This is a genomic window from Exiguobacterium sp. HVEsp1 (genome assembly GCF_002009685.1).
Lineage (GTDB): Bacteria > Bacillota > Bacilli > Exiguobacteriales > Exiguobacteriaceae > Exiguobacterium > Exiguobacterium profundum.
On sequence record NZ_KV917367.1, the window covers coordinates 1,647,293 to 1,664,657 of the forward strand.

The 17,365-nt window shown below is 47.5% G+C and carries 19 protein-coding genes; 7 read left to right on the forward strand and 12 right to left on the reverse strand.

The window, feature by feature from the left end; genetic code table 11:
* Positions 1 to 106: 106 nt before the first annotated feature.
* From BV910_RS08450 to BV910_RS08460, 3 genes are all read left to right on the forward strand, one after another.
* Positions 107 to 538, forward strand: a complete 432-nt coding sequence (locus tag BV910_RS08450) for a DUF2621 domain-containing protein (protein WP_031423504.1) — start codon at positions 107 to 109, stop codon at positions 536 to 538.
* A 306-nt stretch (positions 539 to 844) separates the two neighbouring features.
* Positions 845 to 1,123, forward strand: a complete 279-nt coding sequence (locus tag BV910_RS08455) for a DUF485 domain-containing protein (RefSeq protein ID WP_240499876.1) — start codon at positions 845 to 847, stop codon at positions 1,121 to 1,123.
* Positions 1,120 to 2,679, forward strand: coding sequence for a solute symporter family protein (locus tag BV910_RS08460; RefSeq protein ID WP_078147024.1), 1,560 nt, complete (start codon positions 1,120 to 1,122; stop codon positions 2,677 to 2,679). The genes BV910_RS08455 and BV910_RS08460 overlap by 4 nt, the downstream gene beginning before the upstream one ends.
* Positions 2,680 to 2,713: 34 nt before the next feature.
* Here BV910_RS08460 and BV910_RS08465 read toward each other — a convergent pair whose 3' ends face one another.
* Positions 2,714 to 3,166: a CcdC family protein gene (locus BV910_RS08465; RefSeq protein ID WP_078147931.1), complete on the reverse strand. Its 453-nt coding sequence runs from the start codon at positions 3,164 to 3,166 to the stop codon at positions 2,714 to 2,716.
* Between the two features lie 19 nt (positions 3,167 to 3,185).
* Complete coding sequence (locus BV910_RS08470; RefSeq protein ID WP_078147025.1) at positions 3,186 to 3,884, reverse strand: cytochrome c biogenesis CcdA family protein; 699 nt, start codon at positions 3,882 to 3,884, stop codon at positions 3,186 to 3,188.
* Positions 3,885 to 4,072: 188 nt separating this feature from the next.
* On the opposite strand from BV910_RS08470, the gene BV910_RS08475 reads away from it, so the two are divergent.
* On the forward strand, positions 4,073 to 4,255 hold the full coding sequence (locus BV910_RS08475) for an aspartyl-phosphate phosphatase Spo0E family protein (protein ID WP_078147026.1): 183 nt from the start codon (positions 4,073 to 4,075) through the stop codon (positions 4,253 to 4,255).
* Between the two features lie 77 nt (positions 4,256 to 4,332).
* Here BV910_RS08475 and BV910_RS08480 read toward each other — a convergent pair whose 3' ends face one another.
* The 7 genes from BV910_RS08480 to BV910_RS08510 all read right to left on the reverse strand — a co-directional run bounded on the left by BV910_RS08480 (position 4,333) and on the right by BV910_RS08510 (position 11,761).
* Positions 4,333 to 6,096 carry an ABC transporter ATP-binding protein gene (locus tag BV910_RS08480; RefSeq protein WP_078147027.1) on the reverse strand — a complete coding sequence of 588 codons (1,764 nt, stop codon included), beginning with the start codon at positions 6,094 to 6,096 and terminating at the stop codon, positions 4,333 to 4,335.
* A complete protein-coding gene (locus BV910_RS08485) occupies positions 6,086 to 7,840 on the reverse strand; it encodes an ABC transporter transmembrane domain-containing protein (protein ID WP_041917900.1) in 1,755 nt (584 codons plus the stop codon). Before BV910_RS08485 ends, BV910_RS08480 begins: the two co-directional genes overlap by 11 nt.
* 124 nt (positions 7,841 to 7,964) lie before the next feature.
* The gene (locus BV910_RS08490; protein WP_012726454.1) at positions 7,965 to 8,198 is read right to left on the reverse strand and encodes a YneF family protein; all 234 of its coding nucleotides are present in this window, start codon (positions 8,196 to 8,198) and stop codon (positions 7,965 to 7,967) included.
* Between the two features lie 125 nt (positions 8,199 to 8,323).
* On the reverse strand, positions 8,324 to 10,315 hold the full coding sequence (tkt, locus tag BV910_RS08495; protein ID WP_041917901.1) for a transketolase: 1,992 nt from the start codon (positions 10,313 to 10,315) through the stop codon (positions 8,324 to 8,326).
* Between the two features lie 199 nt (positions 10,316 to 10,514).
* Positions 10,515 to 10,748: a DUF896 domain-containing protein gene (locus BV910_RS08500; RefSeq protein ID WP_078147028.1), complete on the reverse strand. Its 234-nt coding sequence runs from the start codon at positions 10,746 to 10,748 to the stop codon at positions 10,515 to 10,517.
* Between the two features lie 60 nt (positions 10,749 to 10,808).
* Positions 10,809 to 11,453, reverse strand: a complete 645-nt coding sequence (locus tag BV910_RS08505) for a YneB family resolvase-like protein (RefSeq protein WP_012726457.1) — start codon at positions 11,451 to 11,453, stop codon at positions 10,809 to 10,811.
* Between the two features lie 71 nt (positions 11,454 to 11,524).
* Complete coding sequence (locus tag BV910_RS08510) at positions 11,525 to 11,761, reverse strand: hypothetical protein (RefSeq protein WP_012726458.1); 237 nt, start codon at positions 11,759 to 11,761, stop codon at positions 11,525 to 11,527.
* Positions 11,762 to 11,964: 203 nt separating this feature from the next.
* Here BV910_RS08510 and lexA point away from each other — a divergent pair, with 203 nt between their 5' ends.
* The 3 genes from lexA (at position 11,965) to BV910_RS08525 (ending at position 14,092) form a co-directional block, all read left to right on the forward strand.
* Positions 11,965 to 12,585, forward strand: a complete 621-nt coding sequence (lexA, locus tag BV910_RS08515; RefSeq protein ID WP_078147029.1) for a transcriptional repressor LexA — start codon at positions 11,965 to 11,967, stop codon at positions 12,583 to 12,585.
* Positions 12,585 to 13,025 carry a metal-binding protein gene (locus BV910_RS08520; protein WP_078147030.1) on the forward strand — a complete coding sequence of 147 codons (441 nt, stop codon included), beginning with the start codon at positions 12,585 to 12,587 and terminating at the stop codon, positions 13,023 to 13,025. The genes lexA and BV910_RS08520 overlap by 1 nt, the downstream gene beginning before the upstream one ends.
* Positions 13,026 to 13,216: 191 nt before the next feature.
* A complete protein-coding gene (locus BV910_RS08525) occupies positions 13,217 to 14,092 on the forward strand; it encodes an AraC family transcriptional regulator (protein ID WP_078147031.1) in 876 nt (291 codons plus the stop codon).
* Between the two features lie 88 nt (positions 14,093 to 14,180).
* Here the strand turns inward: BV910_RS08525 and glnA are convergent, their stop codons facing one another.
* From glnA to BV910_RS08540, 3 genes are all read right to left on the reverse strand, one after another.
* On the reverse strand, positions 14,181 to 15,521 hold the full coding sequence (glnA, locus tag BV910_RS08530) for a type I glutamate--ammonia ligase (RefSeq protein WP_031423481.1): 1,341 nt from the start codon (positions 15,519 to 15,521) through the stop codon (positions 14,181 to 14,183).
* Positions 15,522 to 15,568: 47 nt separating this feature from the next.
* Positions 15,569 to 15,973: a MerR family transcriptional regulator gene (locus BV910_RS08535; protein ID WP_078147032.1), complete on the reverse strand. Its 405-nt coding sequence runs from the start codon at positions 15,971 to 15,973 to the stop codon at positions 15,569 to 15,571.
* Positions 15,974 to 16,065: 92 nt separating this feature from the next.
* Entirely contained in the window at positions 16,066 to 17,364 is a 1,299-nt protein-coding gene (locus tag BV910_RS08540; protein WP_078147033.1) for a methionine gamma-lyase family protein, read from the reverse strand.
* Position 17,365 lies beyond the last annotated feature (1 nt).

The following is a 17,365-nucleotide window of genomic DNA, read 5'->3' on the forward strand; positions in this document are numbered from 1 at the left end:
TCAATTCGGTTCGTCTATCCTAATGGGACGTACGCCTTTTGCAAATGGATTCTTTTTTGTATACTAACGATGAAAGCAAGTGAATGTATAGAACGGGGGAAAGACGATGCCAGAAAACTTGATGATGTATTTCATTGTATTCTGGGGATTCGTCATGATTGGACTCATGACGATTGGCGGGTACTTCATGTTTCGTAAGTTTTTAAAACGAATGCCAAAAGAAGATGGACGTTCCCTACTTGACATCGAAGATGATTATATAGAAAGAACGCGTCATCTCTGGACTCCGGAGACGCGGACGCTATTAGATCGTCTCGTCACACCGGTACCCGAGTTGTTCCGCGACGTGGCGATCCGAAAAATCGCAGGTAAAATCGGTCAATTCGCGCTTGAATCGCGTGCAAAAAAAATGACGACCGAACTTGTGGTAAAGGGTTACATCGCCGCAACGCCGAAGCGCGATCACAAGTTCTTAAAGAAAGCGCTAACCGAAGAACAGATTGATTGGACGCCATATGAACACTATTTTCAGCAGTAGACTCTATCTCATTCAGATAGAGTTTTTTATTTGTCGAATTGTGCGATTCGCCTAATGGGTCAAAAGTACCTTTTCTCGAGCTTTATATTACATCGAAATAACGTTCACGAATTAGACAATATTGAAAACGCTTACAGTAAATTGGTATGACCAATATTAATATAACGTCTTTCATTTCGACACGAAAAAAAGGAATGACTGAATTGTTTTTCACAACGCATAATGGATTTATCTTACAGTCAAGGAGGGTCTATTATGCATGATGTAACACAAGTTTCACAAACAACAAGCCATCAATCTGCCCACATGATTACCGAACATGAGACATTTCATCGGTTAATGCAGGAAAAAAATCGCTTCATCGTTCCAGCTATCATCTTCTCACTCATCTTTTATTTCACACTCCCGATTCTGACGAGCTATACGACGATCTTGAATACACCACTCATCGGGGACATCACTTGGGCTTGGGCGTTCGCCTTTTCCCAGTTCATTATGACTTGGACACTTTGTGTACTTTATAGTCGACGTGCCCGTCGCTTTGACGCACTCGTCGAACAATTGAAAGACGAGGTGAGATCATGAATTGGACCGCGATCGCCCTCTTTATCGCCATTGTCGGACTCACGCTAGTGATTACATACTTTGCAGCAAGAAAAACAAAAACTGCCAGCGATTTTTATACGGCAGATGGTGGATTGACCGGATTTCAAAACGGTCTTGCCATTGCAGGCGACTATATGTCTGCCGCATCGTTTCTCGGAATTGCAGGTATGATCGCGCTTGCGGGATTCGATGGGTTTTTCTATTCAATCGGTTTCCTCGTTGCCTATCTCGTTGTCCTCTATCTCGTCGCCGAACCATTGCGAAATCTTGGGAAATATACGATGGCAGACATGATTGCGGCACGTTTTAACAAGCCTCGCGTACGTGGTGTCGCAGCGATGAATGCGATTGTCATCTCCATTTTTTACATGATTGCGCAACTCGTCGGAGCGGGTGCTTTGATTGAACTGTTACTCGGAATCCCTTATACGACAAGTGTCGTCGTCGTCGGAATCTTAATGACAGTCTACGTCGTTTTCGGTGGCATGACGGCCACTTCTTGGGTACAAATCACGAAAGCCGTACTTCTGATGATTGGGACGGCAATCATTTCATTTCTCGTGTTCGCTCGTTTTGATTTCTCCGTCACGACGATGTTTAATGAAGTCAGTAAAGCGACCCCACTCGGAAGTGACTTCTTGAACCCTGGGAACAAGTTCAAGCTACCGCTCGATACCATTTCATTAAACATGGCGCTCGTGCTCGGTACGGCAGGGCTCCCTCATATTCTGATTCGCTTCTTCACCGTCAAAGATGCACCGACTGCTCGGCAATCCGTCGTCTATGCGACATGGATCATCGGTGCATTTTATATCTTGACCATTTTCCTAGGTTTCGGTGCCGCAGCATTCGTCGGACGTGATGCCATTCTCGCCGCAAACCCTGCCGGCAACATGGCGGCCCCTCTTCTCGCGCAAGTGCTCGGTGGTGACCTCTTGTTCGCTTTCGTTGCCGCAATCGCGTTCGCGACAATTCTTGCCGTTGTCGCTGGACTCGTACTGTCAGCTGCTTCCGCCTTCGCCCATGACTTCTACGGACATATCATTCGTAATGGGGAAGCGACAGAAACTGAACAAGTGAAAGCCGCGCGAATCGCTTCAGTTGCGGTCGCCCTCGTCTCAATGGGACTAGCTTTTTTCGCCCAGTCGATGAACGTTGCGTTTCTTGTCTCGCTCGCCTTCGCCGTTGCGGCGAGTGCGAACTTACCTGTGATTCTCTTTACGATTTTCTGGAGACGCTTTAATACAGGTGGCGCCATTTGGGGAATGGTCGTCGGTTTGTTCTCCTCACTGATTCTAGTCGCACTCAGCCCGAACCTTTGGGCTCCGGACGGTTCGGCCATCTTTGTCGGTGAAGCCCTATTCCCACTATCCAATCCCGGGATTGTATCAATCCCCCTCGGTTTCATCGCTGCCGTGATTGGTACACTGGTCACGAAATCAGATGAAGCAGCAGGAAACTATGAACGCGTCCTCGTCAAGGCGAACACTGGAATCGACGCGGAGACCGAAGTCGCCGCTACGAAAGCAGACTAAATAAAAAATGGAGTGGCTCAACGCCACTCCATTTTTACGTGATTGCGATTCGTTTATATTTTTGATACATGGCGATTCGCCACGGGACAATCATCCCCCAAGCAATCAAATAAAACAATCCGCCGGTCGAGAAGATATCGACCTCATGACCGACCCAAACCTTCATTGCTGTACGGATGGCAAGGAGTGCGAACACGACCACGAAAAATGCTTTCGATCGTGAGAGATACACTTCGCCGTCCCGTTTTTCAAAGTTTGATGTCTTAATCAAAAACAGACTGAAGATGAGCCCGACCGCAAGGGCCTCAGCCACTTCGACCCATGATAAGCGAAACGCGGGAATCAAAAACTGAATCATCCCGGTCGTCATCGCAAGTGGTGGGATTAAAATTTTCTTCGCATTCGTCGGCTTTGCCGATGCTTTTACACGAACAAAGCTCGCTACGATACCCATTAACAACGCGACGAGAGTCGACCCCCATAACATTGACATCTCGGTCAACCCCTTAAAATCCGGTGAATCCGACAAGCTCGCTCATCCATGCAGCGAACCGATTCATTCCGTCAAAATATAATAGTACGCCGAACACCATCATCAAATAGCCTCCGACTTTTGCCACTTTTGCACTGTTGCGTGCTAAGTACTTGATCTTGCCAACGAATGCGACCATCACCAAAAATGGAATTGCAAATCCGATGACATACGCCAACATATAGCCGAGCCCTTGACTCGGGTTCGTGGCGGCTAGTGCGATCACACCAGCTAAAATCGGACCTGTGCACGGTGTCCAACCGGCCGCAAATCCAATACCAATTAAAACGGTACCAAAATAACCGCTCTTTCGTTCGCCGATATCCATTTTCTTTTCACGCATCATAAATTGCGGTTGCCATAAGCCCGCCAAAAAGACGCCGAACACGAAAATCAAAATGGCGCCGAACATGCGTAGACTGTCCTTGTATTGGATGAAGACGTCTGCGATCAACGAAGTCGACAACCCTAGCACGAGAAAGACAATCGAAAAACCGAATAAGAACGAAAATGTGTGGAACCAAGCTGTACGCTGTTTTAATCCTTCATTTTTTAACTCAGATACGGAAACCCCAGTGATATACGAGAGAAAGACCGGATACAACGGGAGCGTACATGGTGACAAGAACGATAAGACGCCCGCCCCAAATGCGAGCCATAATGTGACTTCCATGACGATTTCCACCTTTCACGACCATTATAGCGAAATCCTATTTAAATTGCTCGAATCTTTTCTTTCAAACCTCAACATCATTTTGTAATTTTTGAAATGGAAATGAAACTTGTCATCTGTAAACGGAGGTGCTAAGATTTGGATATTCCAGTTCACAAAATTCTAATTTACATGATGGGGGAACGAACGTGGCAGTCACCGCAGCAGATACACTACACCAGGCCATTGAACAAAAACGTGATGAACTGTATAAAATCGCGTCAAAGCATTCTTGGACCTCACCTGAAGTCATTTCAGTAAGCCAAGAACTTGACTCTCTAATCACTCGTCATGTCCTATCAAAGCATAATAAAGAGAAACTTCATTCTTGAAACTTGACGGCTCGTCACCTAGTGTGACGAGCTTTTTCCATGGAAAAAAGGACACCTGAATAGGTATCCTTTCCAAATCAAGACATCAGACGTTGTCCGGATTGCAGTTCATACATCTTTTTGTACAGTCCGTCTTGTTTCAATAACTGTTGATGGTTGCCGCGTTCCACGATTTCACCGCGATGCAAGACTAATATCAAATCTGCATCTTGAATCGTCGACAGGCGGTGGGCGATTGCGATCGTCGTCCGACCCCGACGCATCCGATCGAGCGCGGTCTGTACACGCTCTTCTGTTTCGGTATCGATGGAGCTTGTCGCTTCATCGAGAATAAGCACCTTTGGATTACGTGCGACCGTACGGGCAAAAGCGAGCAATTGACGCTCCCCGCTTGAGAACGTCGCTCCACGCTCTCCGACGACATGGCCATAGCCAGCGTCCAACTTTTCAATGAACGTATGCGCTTGGACGAATTCAGCAGCTTCACGCGCGCGCTCAGAATCGATGTCCGGATTGAACAGCTTCAAATTCTCTTCAATTGTTCCGGTGAATAAGAATGGGTCTTGTAGGACAAGCCCGACCTGATGACGAAGCTCTTGCTCCTCGAACTGTTCGAGCGGTTGCCCGTCAATCGTGATGCGACCAGATTCATATGGGTAAAAACGGGTCAACAAATTGATGATTGAACTTTTACCGCTCCCAGTATGACCAACGAGCGCTACCGTCTCACCAGGTTTCGCCACGAACGAAATCTGTTTCAACACGTCAACTTCTCCGTCGTAACTGAATGTCACATTTTCGAACCGAACTTCCCCATCAGTGATTCGTGCTTCACCAGGCATCTGTTTACCTGGAGCCGGTTCATCCGTATCTAAAATTTTGAAGACACGGTCGGCCGATACGACGGCTTGTTGAAATTCGCTTAATCGTTGCATGATATCAAGCACGGGACGGAAAATACGTTCAATATAGCTGATGAAAGCATATACGACCCCTACCTGAACCTGTTCACTCATCGAGAGTACCCCGTAATAACCGAGCAGACCGATGATGGAGAAGGCGAGAAGCAATTCGATAATCGGGCGGAGTAACATGCTATCGAGTTTTAAGTTCCGATATCGTGCCTCCTGATGCGCTTCGTTCGTCTCTTCGAACTGACGGATGAGACGCTCTTCTTGACGAAATTGTTGAATGATGCCCATCCCATTGATGGATTCGTTCAACTGGGCGTTGAGTTGTGACAACAAATCCCGCACTTGCGCGAAATATTTCGTCGAGAAACGACGATACGCCCAAATGATAAGCCAGAAGAGAGGCAACAAGATGAGCCCCATCGTCGCGAGCGGGGGCTCCAAGATGTAGAGGAAGATATACGTCCCAATCAACTGAACGGCAGACTGAACGAACGTACTCATAACTCCGACATAGAGCTCTTTCACCGCCTCCGTATCATTCGTGATACGCGATACAAGGACGCCCGCTGGTGTACGGTCAAAGTAGGCGAGCCGCATCCCCATGACGTGGCGGAAGATGTCCATCCGAATATTTTGAACAATCTTCAGCGCAATCTTTTGAAACGAAATCGATTGTAGATAATCAAACACGATTGCAGATACGTGAAGAACCATATAGACGGCGAAGAGAGCGATGACCCAGTTCGTTGGATAGACACCCGGTGTGACGAATTCATCGATGAACACTTTGATTAGAAACGGCCCTGCCAACTTTGCACCTGTCGCAATCAAGAGAAATACGAAGGCGACACTGAGCGGTTTACCATACCGTTTCGCGTAACTGAGCAGTCGCTTGATGACTTGCCATTCTTGGACATCATGTTTCATCGTGTCCACCCCCTTCTACAATCGCTTCAAGTTGCTGACGATCATATGTCTCTCGATACCAGCCTGTCTCCTGAAGCAATGCCTCATGACGACCTCGCTGAATGATATTTCCGTCCTCAATCACGAGAATCTCGTCAGCATGTTCCACGGCGGAAAGTCGATGGGCGACGATGACGCGCGCCTGGTCCGGATTGCCGACTCGAAAATGCTCGATAATCGACTCTTCCGTTTTCGCATCGACCGCAGATAACGCATCATCTAATATCAAGACGTCAGCCGCTGTCATGAGCGCCCGTGCGATGGAAATCCGCTGTTTCTGGCCACCTGATAATGTGACCCCGCGTTCACCGACGAGTGTCGCATAGCCTTCCGGAAGACGGACGATATCTTCATGCACCTCAGCGACCTTAGCCGCTTCGATGATTTCTTCCATGCTCGCATCGGGTCTTCCGAACGCGATATTGTTCGCAATCGAATCCGAGAACAAGAAGTGATCTTGCGGCACGACCGCAATCTTATCCATCAGAAGTGACTTTTTCACTTGGCGGATGTTGATCCCGCCGATTTTAATCTTTCCATCTTTCACGTCATACTCACGTGTCAACAGACGGACAATCGTTGTCTTCCCTGCACCTGTTCTGCCGACAATCCCGATGGTTTTTCCACGCTCAATCCGAAAATGAACATTGTGGAGCACAACGGTCTCGTCATAGGCGAAGTTTCGAATATCAACTTCCACCTCTGAATGAGAGAGCGTCGTCGCAGCCATGCGGTCGTCTTGAATCTCAGGTTTGACGGCGAGCATCCGCTCAATCCGGTCGTAAGACGCACGTCCACGCTCCACGATGTTGAACAACCATCCAAAGGCTAACATTGGCCATGTCAACAGTGCCAAATAAGCTGTGAAGCTGACGATCTGTCCAATCGTCAATTCTCCTTGTTCAATCAAGACGGCTCCATACCCGACCGAAAGGATATAAGACAATCCGACAATTCCGAAGATGGTCGGGTCGTATAAGGCATCAATCTTCGCGACTCGTACGTTTTTGGCCATGACTTCACTCGATAAATTCTCAAACGATTCCACGTCCCGACCGACTTCCCCCGTCGATTTTAAGACACGGACGCCACTGACACTTTCTTGCACTTTGTCATTCAATTCTGAAAAAGCCGCTTGGGCGACCCCGAATCGGCTATGTAACATCTTTCCATATCGCGTCGTCAAAGCGACCATGATTGGTAACGGTAGTAAGGCAACGAGCGTCAATTTCCAACTGATTGTTGTAATCATCGTGATGATGACGAACGTCCCAAGTGTCACGCTATCGACGAGTGTTAAAATCCCCGCACCGGCCGTCATCGATACGGCTTGTACATCATTTGTCGCATGGGCCATCAAATCACCGACCCGTGACTTTTTATAAAATCGCTGATCAAGATCTGTGAAATGCCGATATAGTTGGCTACGAAGCATTCTTCCTAGACGAATCGATGCGCCGAAGATAAAATAGCGCCAAAAGAAGCGGGCGATATAGTTTCCAATTCCAACAGCGGCAAGTCCCCCTAATAATAGCCAGAGTGTGTCGGACGAAAGCGAACCACGGTTGATCTCATCGACAATCCGTCCGATGATGCGTGGTGGAATCAGTTCTAGACCAGCCACGAAGATCAGTAAGACGATGCCGAGCGCGTACGTCTTCCACTCAAGACGCAAAAACCAAGATAATTGTTTGAATACACGAATGTGAAACGCCCCCCTTTGTCTTTAGATGAAGATTATTTATTAATCGTAGCGAAAGTCTGTTCGATTGTCTAACAAAAAGAGGAAACAAAAAGCACTTCGGGAACCGAAGTGCTTTCGTGATTGATTATGATTTCTTTTCGTTTTTCATCTGCACGTTCATGGCGCGCATCACTTGGTTGACTTTCTTCTGTGATGGCTTTTGACCCATCTGCATCATCAACGTACGAATCATATCTTCATTGATTGGCGGGTTCTGTTCAAGGTAGTTCATCATGTATTTACGCGCGATAAAGAATCCAATCGCGATACCCCCGATGAGTGCTGCCACGACAAGAAGAATCCAGAATAATGTACTCAAGGCTTTACCTCCTCTACCATATGAAACATCGTTTTTTACTATACACTAAATTGAACAACTTCGCTAGTCGTCCAGAAAAAAAGTGACGGCCAAACAATTGGCCGTCACAACAATCTAACTTGAGATTAAAGTGATTTTACTGCATTGACGACGTTGTCGACTGACATGCCGTACTCTTTCATGAGGAGGTCACCAGGTGCAGATGCTCCGAACTTGTCGATTCCGAGCACTTTACCACCGAATCCTACATATTTGTACCATCCAAGTGTCGCACCCGCTTCAAGTGATACACGTTTCGTGACTGAAGATGGAAGAACAGATTCTTTGTACTCTGCAGATTGCGCTTCGAAGAGTTCCCATGATGGCATCGAGACGACTGCCGCTTTCACACCTTCTGACGCGAGCTGTTCACGCGCTTCAACGAGAACGTGTACTTCAGAACCTGTACCGAGCAAGAGAACGTCTGCATCTTTCGATTCACCTGCAACGACGTAAGCTCCTTTTGCTGCCGTTTCAATAGATGTACCTTCGAGTTCTGGTAACGCTTGACGAGTCAAGACGAGAAGTGAAGGAGTCGTTTTCGATGTCACTGCTTGTTTCCAAGCTGCAATCGTTTCTTTGCCGTCAGCAGGACGAAGAACAGAGAGGTTCGGCATCGCGCGGAAGCTCATCAAATGTTCGACCGGCTCGTGCGTTGGGCCATCTTCACCGACTGCGATTGAGTCGTGCGTCAAGATAAACGTCGATGGAAGTCCCATAAGTGCTGCGAGACGGACTGCAGGACGGAGGTAATCCGAGAAGACGAAGAACGTCGCACCGTAAGGAAGGACACCACCGTGAAGGGCCATACCGTTCACAGCTGCAGCCATCGCGAACTCACGAACACCGAACCAGATGTTACGGCCAGCTGGATCTTCATCGAAGTCTGCCGCACCTTTGATCATCGAGTTGTTCGATCCGGCAAGGTCAGCCGACCCACCGAAGAGTGTTGGTACTGCTTTTGCGATTGCGTTTAACACTTCACCGCTCGTTTGACGTGTTGCTTTTTTCGAACCGATTTCGAATGTCGGCAACTCGCTATCCCAACCTTCAGGAAGCTCATTGTTCATCGCACGCTCGAACTGTGCTCCGAGCTCAGGGTGTGCCGCTTTATACGCTTCAACGAGTTCGTTCCAGTCTGACTCATATTTCGCACCAGGCTCGACAACTTTCTCGTTGAATAAGTCATATACTTCGTTTGGAACGTAGAATGACTCGCCTTCCCATTTGTAGAACTGTTTCGTCAATTCGATTTCAGCGTCTCCAAGTGGCGCACCGTGTGATGCCGATTTACCCGACTTGTTCGGTGAACCGAATCCGATGACCGTTTTGACTTCGATCAATGTCGGCTTCGACGTCTCTGCTTTCGCAGCATCAATCGCTTTTGCGATTGAATCGATGTCCGTTCCGTCTTCGACACGAATAACTTGCCATCCGTAAGCGTTGAATCGGTCTTCTACGCTTTCAGAGAATGACTTATGAAGGTCGCCATCGAGAGAGATGTCGTTTGAATCGTAAAGAACGACGAGTTTACCAAGTTTCAAGTGACCTGCAAGAGAAGCCGCCTCAGCAGATACACCTTCCATCAAGTCTCCATCACCGCAAATGCCGAACGTGTAGTGGTCAACGACGTTGAACTCGTCGCGGTTGTAAGTCGCTTCTAAGTGTTTCTCTGCCATGGCCATCCCGACAGCCATCGCAATCCCTTGTCCAAGTGGGCCCGTTGTCGCATCTACCCCAGCCGTGTGGCGGTACTCAGGGTGACCAGGTGTTTTCGAGTCCATTTGACGGAATGATTTCAAATCGTCCATCGACAAATCATAGCCAGACAAGTGAAGGAGCGAATACAAGAGCATCGATCCATGACCCGCTGAAAGCACGAAACGGTCACGGTTGAACCAGTTCGGGTTTTTCGGGTTGTGACGCATTTTATCTGTCCAAAGTGTAAACGCCATTGGGGCAGCGCCCATCGGCATCCCTGGGTGACCAGAGTTCGCTTTTTGGACCGCATCAATTGAGAGCGTCCGAATCGAGTTAATCGCTAATAATTCTTTAGTAGTTGTTTCCACTAATTTCATCCTCTCTGTGTTAAGAAGGTTTTCTACCCGTCATATTTTATCACACTCAATCGTGTGTCACAACTAATTAATTAGTATAACACATTTGATGAAATCGTTTCCTTCTATTGCATGAAATAATGTGTAATCCGTTCGTCTGATGCGTGTTCGTGTATAACAAAAATGCACATCCTATACGAAATAGGATGTGCATTCGGGATCACTCACCGCGATAACGTTTTTGGTCTTCTTTCAACTTCTCTGGGGTAACGTCGTTCCCATCTGGGTCGACGACTTTCATCCCCATCATTTGTGATTTGAACGATTGACGAAACGCCTTCAAATATTCTTGACGCAAGTCTTGTTGCTCGTTCATTTCGTCTTGAGACAGTCCTTCTGTCTTCGCTTTGTTGGCGAGGAAATTGATTCGCTCCAATTGTCCTGGTGCTAACATCTGACTCGCCCCCTCTCTAGTGAATTTGTTCTTATACTTTACAAAATCAAAGAGGAAGAATCAAGTTTCAGCTACTGACTGGTGCTCGAGATAACGTCGATTGACGGTCGCTTTCGAGACTTCATAACCAAATCCTCGAAGGGTCGCCGCAATCTCAGCAAACGTCAAGCCACGCTCGCGTAATTGAATAATCTCTTCAATCGGCACTTCGATTCGATGTCGCCCGCCTTGATCGTTATTTTGAATATTGCGCTGTGGGTTAAATCCGTTGGCGACGGCACGGCGCATCCCACGAGAAATTTTAGCGTTATGAATCTTACGCTGATACTCTTCGACAACACTGACAATCTCCAATACCATCTTCTCGGCATCGGAAACGACATAGTCCGACGTCGACTGCATCGTCAGCAATCGCACGTCATGCTTCATTAGAGTATGCAAGATCGCAATCTTGGCATTCCCTCGTCCTAAACGACTGTCATCCGTGACGAGAACAGCATCGAGCTGAGAAGTGGATACATGGTCAAGTAAATCAAGTAGCCCTTGCCGATTGACTTCATAACCGCTCTCTTGCTCTGTGATGACATCTATGACGTCGGCCCCTAATCCCGAAGCCAGCTGCTGTAATTCTTCGACTTGCCGACTGAGTGATGTCTCTTGGGTAGACTTGTTCGTCGATACCCGGCAATAGATGACGACTCGCATCGCACCACTCCCTTTCATTGCATTCATTTGTTACGATACACAGTTCAAGAATAGTTCGCAATGAAGAACAATCACTCAGCGGCATACCATTTCATTTTTCGTTCGTTATGCTCTTCACGCTCTGCCATGATCTGTGCTTCGAGCGATTCCGCTTCGACGTACGCGACCTCTTGTTCAATCGTCCGCTCTGACGTGACGACCGGATCGACAACTTTTGGTTCCCCTCGCATTTCACCAGCCAAATAAAAAGCGAACATCCCGACCAAGAGCATCCCGACTAAAATGATTCCGTTGAGTGTGTCTTTCATGATTGAATTGCCTCCCGTATAAGAATATATGTTCGTTAGAACGTTTGTTCGTTTATCTGTTCTCATCATAAAACAAGAACCCATGTTCGGTCAACACAAAAAAACGAACGAATGTTTGTACGCTCATGTGTTCTTGTGTTACACTAGACACATAAAGAATAGGATGCGATTGCAGGTTATTCGATTATATCGAGGTGAACATAATGAAAAAAATGTCAGCGCGACAACAACAGATTCTTGATTTCATCAAAGACGAAGTACGGGCTAAAGGTTATCCGCCTTCTGTTCGTGAAATTGGAGAAGCCGTCGGTTTAGCATCTAGTTCGACCGTACACGGTCATCTAGATCGTTTAGAGAAACGCGGATTGATTCGTCGAGATAAGACGAAGCCTCGCGCGATTGAAATTTTGACTGACGATATGCCGACAATAGAAGAGCAGGAGTCCGTCATGTACGTACCGGTCATCGGGAAGGTCACTGCCGGGACGCCGATCACCGCCATCGAGAACGTGGAAGAACACTTCCCGCTCCCGGCACATATCGTCGGGTCAGATAATGTATACATGTTGTCTGTCTCTGGGGATTCGATGATCAACGCAGGCATCTTGGACGGGGACCGGGTGCTCGTGCGCCAACAGAGCACGGCCGACAATGGAGAGATTGTCGTCGCCATGACGGAAGAAGGCGAAGCGACCGTGAAGCGGATTTACAAGGAAGCTTCAAAGGTCCGCCTTCAACCGGAGAACGACGAGTTAGAAGCGATGTATTTTGACAACGTCTCGATTTTAGGAAAGGTTATCGGTGTATACCGTACGATTCATTAATGGCTAGTGGCAAGACCCATACCCGAACGAATCTCGTGGCAACCGGAGCACTCGCGGTTGCCACGCCTTTTCTTGAGATCGATGTTCCATTCTCTTTGATCATCGGCGCCATTATCGGTACACTTTGGCTCTCCCCGGACCTCGATTTAAAATCAGACGCCTATTATCGATGGGGACCACTCAAATTGATCTGGCTCCCTTACGTAAAGCTTATGCCGCACCGTTCGCTCTTCTCGCACCTACCTGCTTTGAGTGATGTGATTCGGATTGCATATATCGGGTTCCCGCTCGTGCTGATCTTGCCCTTCACGGCATACGAAGAGGCAATCCGCTCATGGGTGGACATTCATGGCATGTCTTTCTTTTTAGGGCTCGTGTTTGCGACGACACTGCATACGACGCTCGACTATACTTCAACGTTTTTCAAAAAAGCGTTTTAACCAACAAAGGACCACCTTCGTGAAGTACAGAAGGTGGTCCTTTGTTTTAATTGGAATGATAACGTGTTATAGGGTATCCATTTTATGAATGAAATGCTTAAACTAATACGACCCGATCTTTCCTGCACGCAAATTATCGAGATGAGTTGGAAGAAATCCGATATTGTCAAACTATGAAGGAGGAGAACTTGATGGTAAAAGCATTAAATGAGCTGATGGACTTTATCGAACAGCACTTAACGGAAGAACTTTTAGATTCAGAGATCACAAAAATCACCGGACTATCTGCTCATCATTTTAAGAGAATGTTTTCGTATATGTCAGGAATGACACTTCACACTTTCATACGAAATCGACGGTTTTCTATCGCAAATGAAAAATTGGTTCATGGTTCAAGCGTAACAGAAATCGCATATCTCTATGGATATCAATCGGTCGAAGGGTTTTCCAGAGCGTTTCGAGATTGGTCTGGTCATTTGCCTTCTGAAGTCATGAAGAATCACATTCAAAAGTCGTTCCCTCGCTTCACGTTTTATATCGATATAAAAGGAGGAACATCAATGGAGTTCAAGTTAGAAGAAAAAGAAGCTTTTCAAATCGTTGGAGTTTCAAAGCGTGTCCCTATTCAATTCGAGGGAGTCAACGAAGAAATCATGGAACTCGCGAAGTCGATTACGGAACAGCAACGGGCTCACATGCATGAATTGGGCAATTTATATCCGCATCGTGCCTTGAACGTATCGTTCAACTTTGATGACGGTCACTTAGAAGAAGAAGGTTATTTGACACATATGATCGGTTTTGCCACGACAAGAGAAATTAAGTATGACGATGTCGAAGTGATCTCAATCCCAAAAAGTTTGTGGGCAATCTTCCCGAACACTGGACCATTCCCAAGCACTCTACAAGAGACGATGGCAAGAACCTATGCAGAATGGTTACCTTCTTCGGGATACGCACTTCAAGACTTACCAAGCATTTCATTTAGCAAAATAGAAACAGGATATGACAACGTATATAGCGAGGTTTGGGTCCCTGTGAAGGTTAGAGAAGAGCCGGAATCATAAAGATATCTCCGCTATTATGATTTATCAAAAAGAGTATGGACAACCCAAATTGAGGGATGCTCCATACTCTTTAATGTATCTCTTCTATTTAGTAGAGCGTCATGTACTGATCGCGTTCCCACTCTGTTACTTGCATACGGAACATATCCCACTCGATTTCTTTCAACTCGAGGAAGTGTTCACCGATATGCTCACCAAGTGAGTCCATCACGACTTTGTCCGCACGAAGGACTTCGAGTGCGTCGAAGAGTGTGGCCGGGAGATCGTCGATTCCGTTTGCTACACGCTCTGGCTTGTCCATCACGTAGATGTTGCTATCGATTGGTTTAGGTGCATTCAAATCTTTTTCGACCCCGTCAAGACCTGAAGCCAAGAGGGCAGCAAGTGCAAGGTACGGGTTCGCCGCCGGGTCAACCGAACGTACTTCGATACGAGTCGAGAGACCACGTGCCGCTGGTACACGTACGAGTGGCGAACGGTTACGTGCGCTCCATGCAACATAGCAAGGTGCTTCGTAGCCTGGTACGAGACGCTTGTATGAGTTGACAGTCGGGTTACATACTGCCGTGAAGGCACGAGCGTGCTCCAAGATACCGGCTGTGAACGCGCGAGCTGTGTCTGAAAGTTCCATGTCGCCGTTTGGATCGTAGAAGACGTTTGTGTCGCCTTTGAAGAGTGACATGTTCGCGTGCATCCCTGAACCGTTTACACCGAATAGCGGCTTCGGCATGAACGTCGCGTGAAGACCATACTTCGCTGCAATCGTCTTAACGACGAGTTTGAACGTTTGGATGTTATCTGCCGTCGTGACAGCATCTGCGTATTTGAAATCGATTTCGTGTTGTCCTGGTGCTACTTCGTGGTGTGATGCTTCGATTTCAAAGCCCATGTTTTCAAGTTCGATGACGATCTCTTTACGGCAGTTCTCACCGAGGTCAACTGGTGCCAAGTCGAAGTATCCACCTTGGTCGTTGAGTTCAAGAGTCGGGCGACCTGATGCGTCTTTTTTGAACAAGAAGAACTCTGGCTCTGGTCCAACGTTGAACGCTGTGAAACCAAGTTTTTGCATCTTCTCAAGGTTACGCTTGAGTGTACCGCGCGGGTCACCGCTGAACGGTGTGCCGTCTGGGTTATAAATATCGCAAATTAAGCGAGCAACTTTTCCGCTGCCATCTGTCCACGGGAAGACAACCCACGTGTTGAGGTCTGGATACAAGTACATGTCTGATTCCTCGATGCGGACGAATCCTTCGATTGACGATCCGTCAAACATCATCTTGTTATCAAGTGCTTTGTCCAATTGACTGATCGGCACCTCGACGTTTTTGATTGTTCCGAGGATGTCCGTGAATTGAAGACGAATAAAGCGTACGTCTTCCTCTTGTGCGATGCGTTTAATGTCTTCTTTTGTGAACGTTTTTCTGGCCATGGTAAAATGTCCCCTCTCACATTGCGTAATGGTTGATGTGTGCGGCGTTATCGATAGAAACGTGAAAGCTCACCTTGAATGAGCGACGTCTTATTGAAACGACCGGCTTCTTGAAGCTGTGTTTTCAACAAATGATGTAACTCTTTTTCCGAAACCTTCGGTGCTTCACTGACCGGTGCGGTCGGAGCAGATGCTTCCGCTTCTTTTTCACCTTCTTGCTCTAACATGTGGCGAATCGCCGCCAAGTTAAAGCCTTGATCAATGTAATCCTTGATTGCGAGTAGACGTTCGACATCATTAAAGGAATAAAGTCGTCGTTTCGATTCCGTCCGACTAGGCGAAATCAGACCCTGTTCTTCGTAATACCGAATCTGTCTACCTGTCAGTTGCGTCAAATCTTGGACGATTCCAATCGGAAACAACGGGTTGGAGCGACGAAATTGATCGGCCATCCTTACCCCTCCTTTTCTGTCTCACAATGTGAGAATAATATATGACAACAATCCTGTCAATAGATGTTAATAAAGTTAACATGACAGATTAGTTACAAATGTGTCGGCTGATTTTGGTCATTGAATTTGACCAATCCTTTACCGTGTAATTGGCTCAACGCCAACATGAGCGCGACTTTTACGTGAGCATACGTCAGACCACCTTGGACGTACGCCGTGTACGGCGCCCGAAGCGGACCATCGGCAGACAGCTCGATGGAAGAACCCTGAATGAACGTCCCAGCTGCCATGATGACGTCATCTTCATAACCCGGCATATAGGCAGGCACCGGTAACGCATGGGCATTAACCGGCGATGCCATTTGGATGCTCTGACAAAACGCAATCATCTTGTCGCGGTCACGGAACGTCACCGACTGAATCAAGTCCGTTCGTGGGGTCGTATAGTGGGGATCTGTCTCAAATCCGATCAAAGACAATAGACTTGCCGTCAAATGGGCCCCTTTTAATGCCTGTGCGACTGTATGAGGTGCCATATAGAAGCCTTGATACATCTCTTGAAGCGAGTAGAGTGATGGTCCGGCTTCACTTCCGATACCTGGGGTCGTCATCCGGAACGAACACCGTTCAATCAACTCTTTCGTACCAGCGATATAACCGCCCGTCTTCGCCAATCCACCGCCTGGGTTCTTGATGAGGGAACCAGCCATCAAGTCAGCCCCGACGTGCGTCGGTTCGATCGTCTCGACAAACTCACCGTAACAATTGTCCACGAACACATACACATGCGGATGTTCCGCTTTAATCCGTTCGATGGCCACTTTGATTTCATCGACTGGAATACTGCGACGATTCGCATACCCTTTCGATCGCTGAATCCCAACGAGTTTCGTCTCAGGACGAATCCGTTCGAGGACGCGGTCGATGTCGATTTCACGTTCCTCTTTTAACTCGACAGTATCGTAATGGACACCGAGTTCTTTCAACGAACCGCGACCATCGCCACGGATGCCGACGATTTCTTCAAGCGTGTCATACGGCTTCCCCGTGATATAGAGCAGCTCATCACCTGGTAGAAGGACACCGAACAAGGCAATCCCAATTGCATGGGTACCGGAGATGATCTGCGGTCGGCATAGCGCGAGCTCGGCTCCGAACACATCCGCATAAATGGATTCGAGCGTGTCCCGGCCGATATCGTCATACCCATATCCCGTCGTCGGATTAAAATGAAAATCCGACACTTTATACTTTTTAAACGATTCTAGGACGCGATACTGGTTGAATTCGGCCGTCTCGTCAATCCTTTCGAAAAACGGTTTGACCCGTGCCTCCGCTTTTTTTACGAACGGCGCGAGCGCATCATAATGTTCAATCTTTTCTTGCCACATA

Bases quoted from the DNA above. Each gene is read 5' to 3' on its own strand.
- BV910_RS08470 (WP_078147025.1), bottom strand. From the start codon at position 3,884: ATGGAAGTCACATTATGGCTCGCATTTGGGGCGGGCGTCTTATCGTTC.
- BV910_RS08510 (WP_012726458.1), bottom strand. From the start codon at position 11,761: ATGAAAGACACACTCAACGGAATCATTTTAGTCGGGATGCTCTTGGTC.
- tkt (WP_041917901.1), bottom strand. From the start codon at position 10,315: ATGAAATTAGTGGAAACAACTACTAAAGAATTATTAGCGATTAACTCG.
- BV910_RS08455 (WP_240499876.1), top strand. From the start codon at position 845: ATGATTACCGAACATGAGACATTTCATCGGTTAATGCAGGAAAAAAAT.
- BV910_RS08465 (WP_078147931.1), bottom strand. From the start codon at position 3,166: ATGTTATGGGGGTCGACTCTCGTCGCGTTGTTAATGGGTATCGTAGCG.
- BV910_RS08480 (WP_078147027.1), bottom strand. From the start codon at position 6,096: ATGAAACATGATGTCCAAGAATGGCAAGTCATCAAGCGACTGCTCAGT.
- BV910_RS08535 (WP_078147032.1), bottom strand. From the start codon at position 15,973: ATGGCCGATCAATTTCGTCGCTCCAACCCGTTGTTTCCGATTGGAATC.
- BV910_RS08525 (WP_078147031.1), top strand. From the start codon at position 13,217: ATGGTAAAAGCATTAAATGAGCTGATGGACTTTATCGAACAGCACTTA.
- BV910_RS08540 (WP_078147033.1), bottom strand. From the start codon at position 17,364: ATGTGGCAAGAAAAGATTGAACATTATGATGCGCTCGCGCCGTTCGTA.
- BV910_RS08520 (WP_078147030.1), top strand. From the start codon at position 12,585: ATGGCTAGTGGCAAGACCCATACCCGAACGAATCTCGTGGCAACCGGA.
- BV910_RS08500 (WP_078147028.1), bottom strand. From the start codon at position 10,748: ATGTTAGCACCAGGACAATTGGAGCGAATCAATTTCCTCGCCAACAAA.
- glnA (WP_031423481.1), bottom strand. From the start codon at position 15,521: ATGGCCAGAAAAACGTTCACAAAAGAAGACATTAAACGCATCGCACAA.
- BV910_RS08450 (WP_031423504.1), top strand. From the start codon at position 107: ATGCCAGAAAACTTGATGATGTATTTCATTGTATTCTGGGGATTCGTC.
- BV910_RS08505 (WP_012726457.1), bottom strand. From the start codon at position 11,453: ATGCGAGTCGTCATCTATTGCCGGGTATCGACGAACAAGTCTACCCAA.
- lexA (WP_078147029.1), top strand. From the start codon at position 11,965: ATGAAAAAAATGTCAGCGCGACAACAACAGATTCTTGATTTCATCAAA.
- BV910_RS08460 (WP_078147024.1), top strand. From the start codon at position 1,120: ATGAATTGGACCGCGATCGCCCTCTTTATCGCCATTGTCGGACTCACG.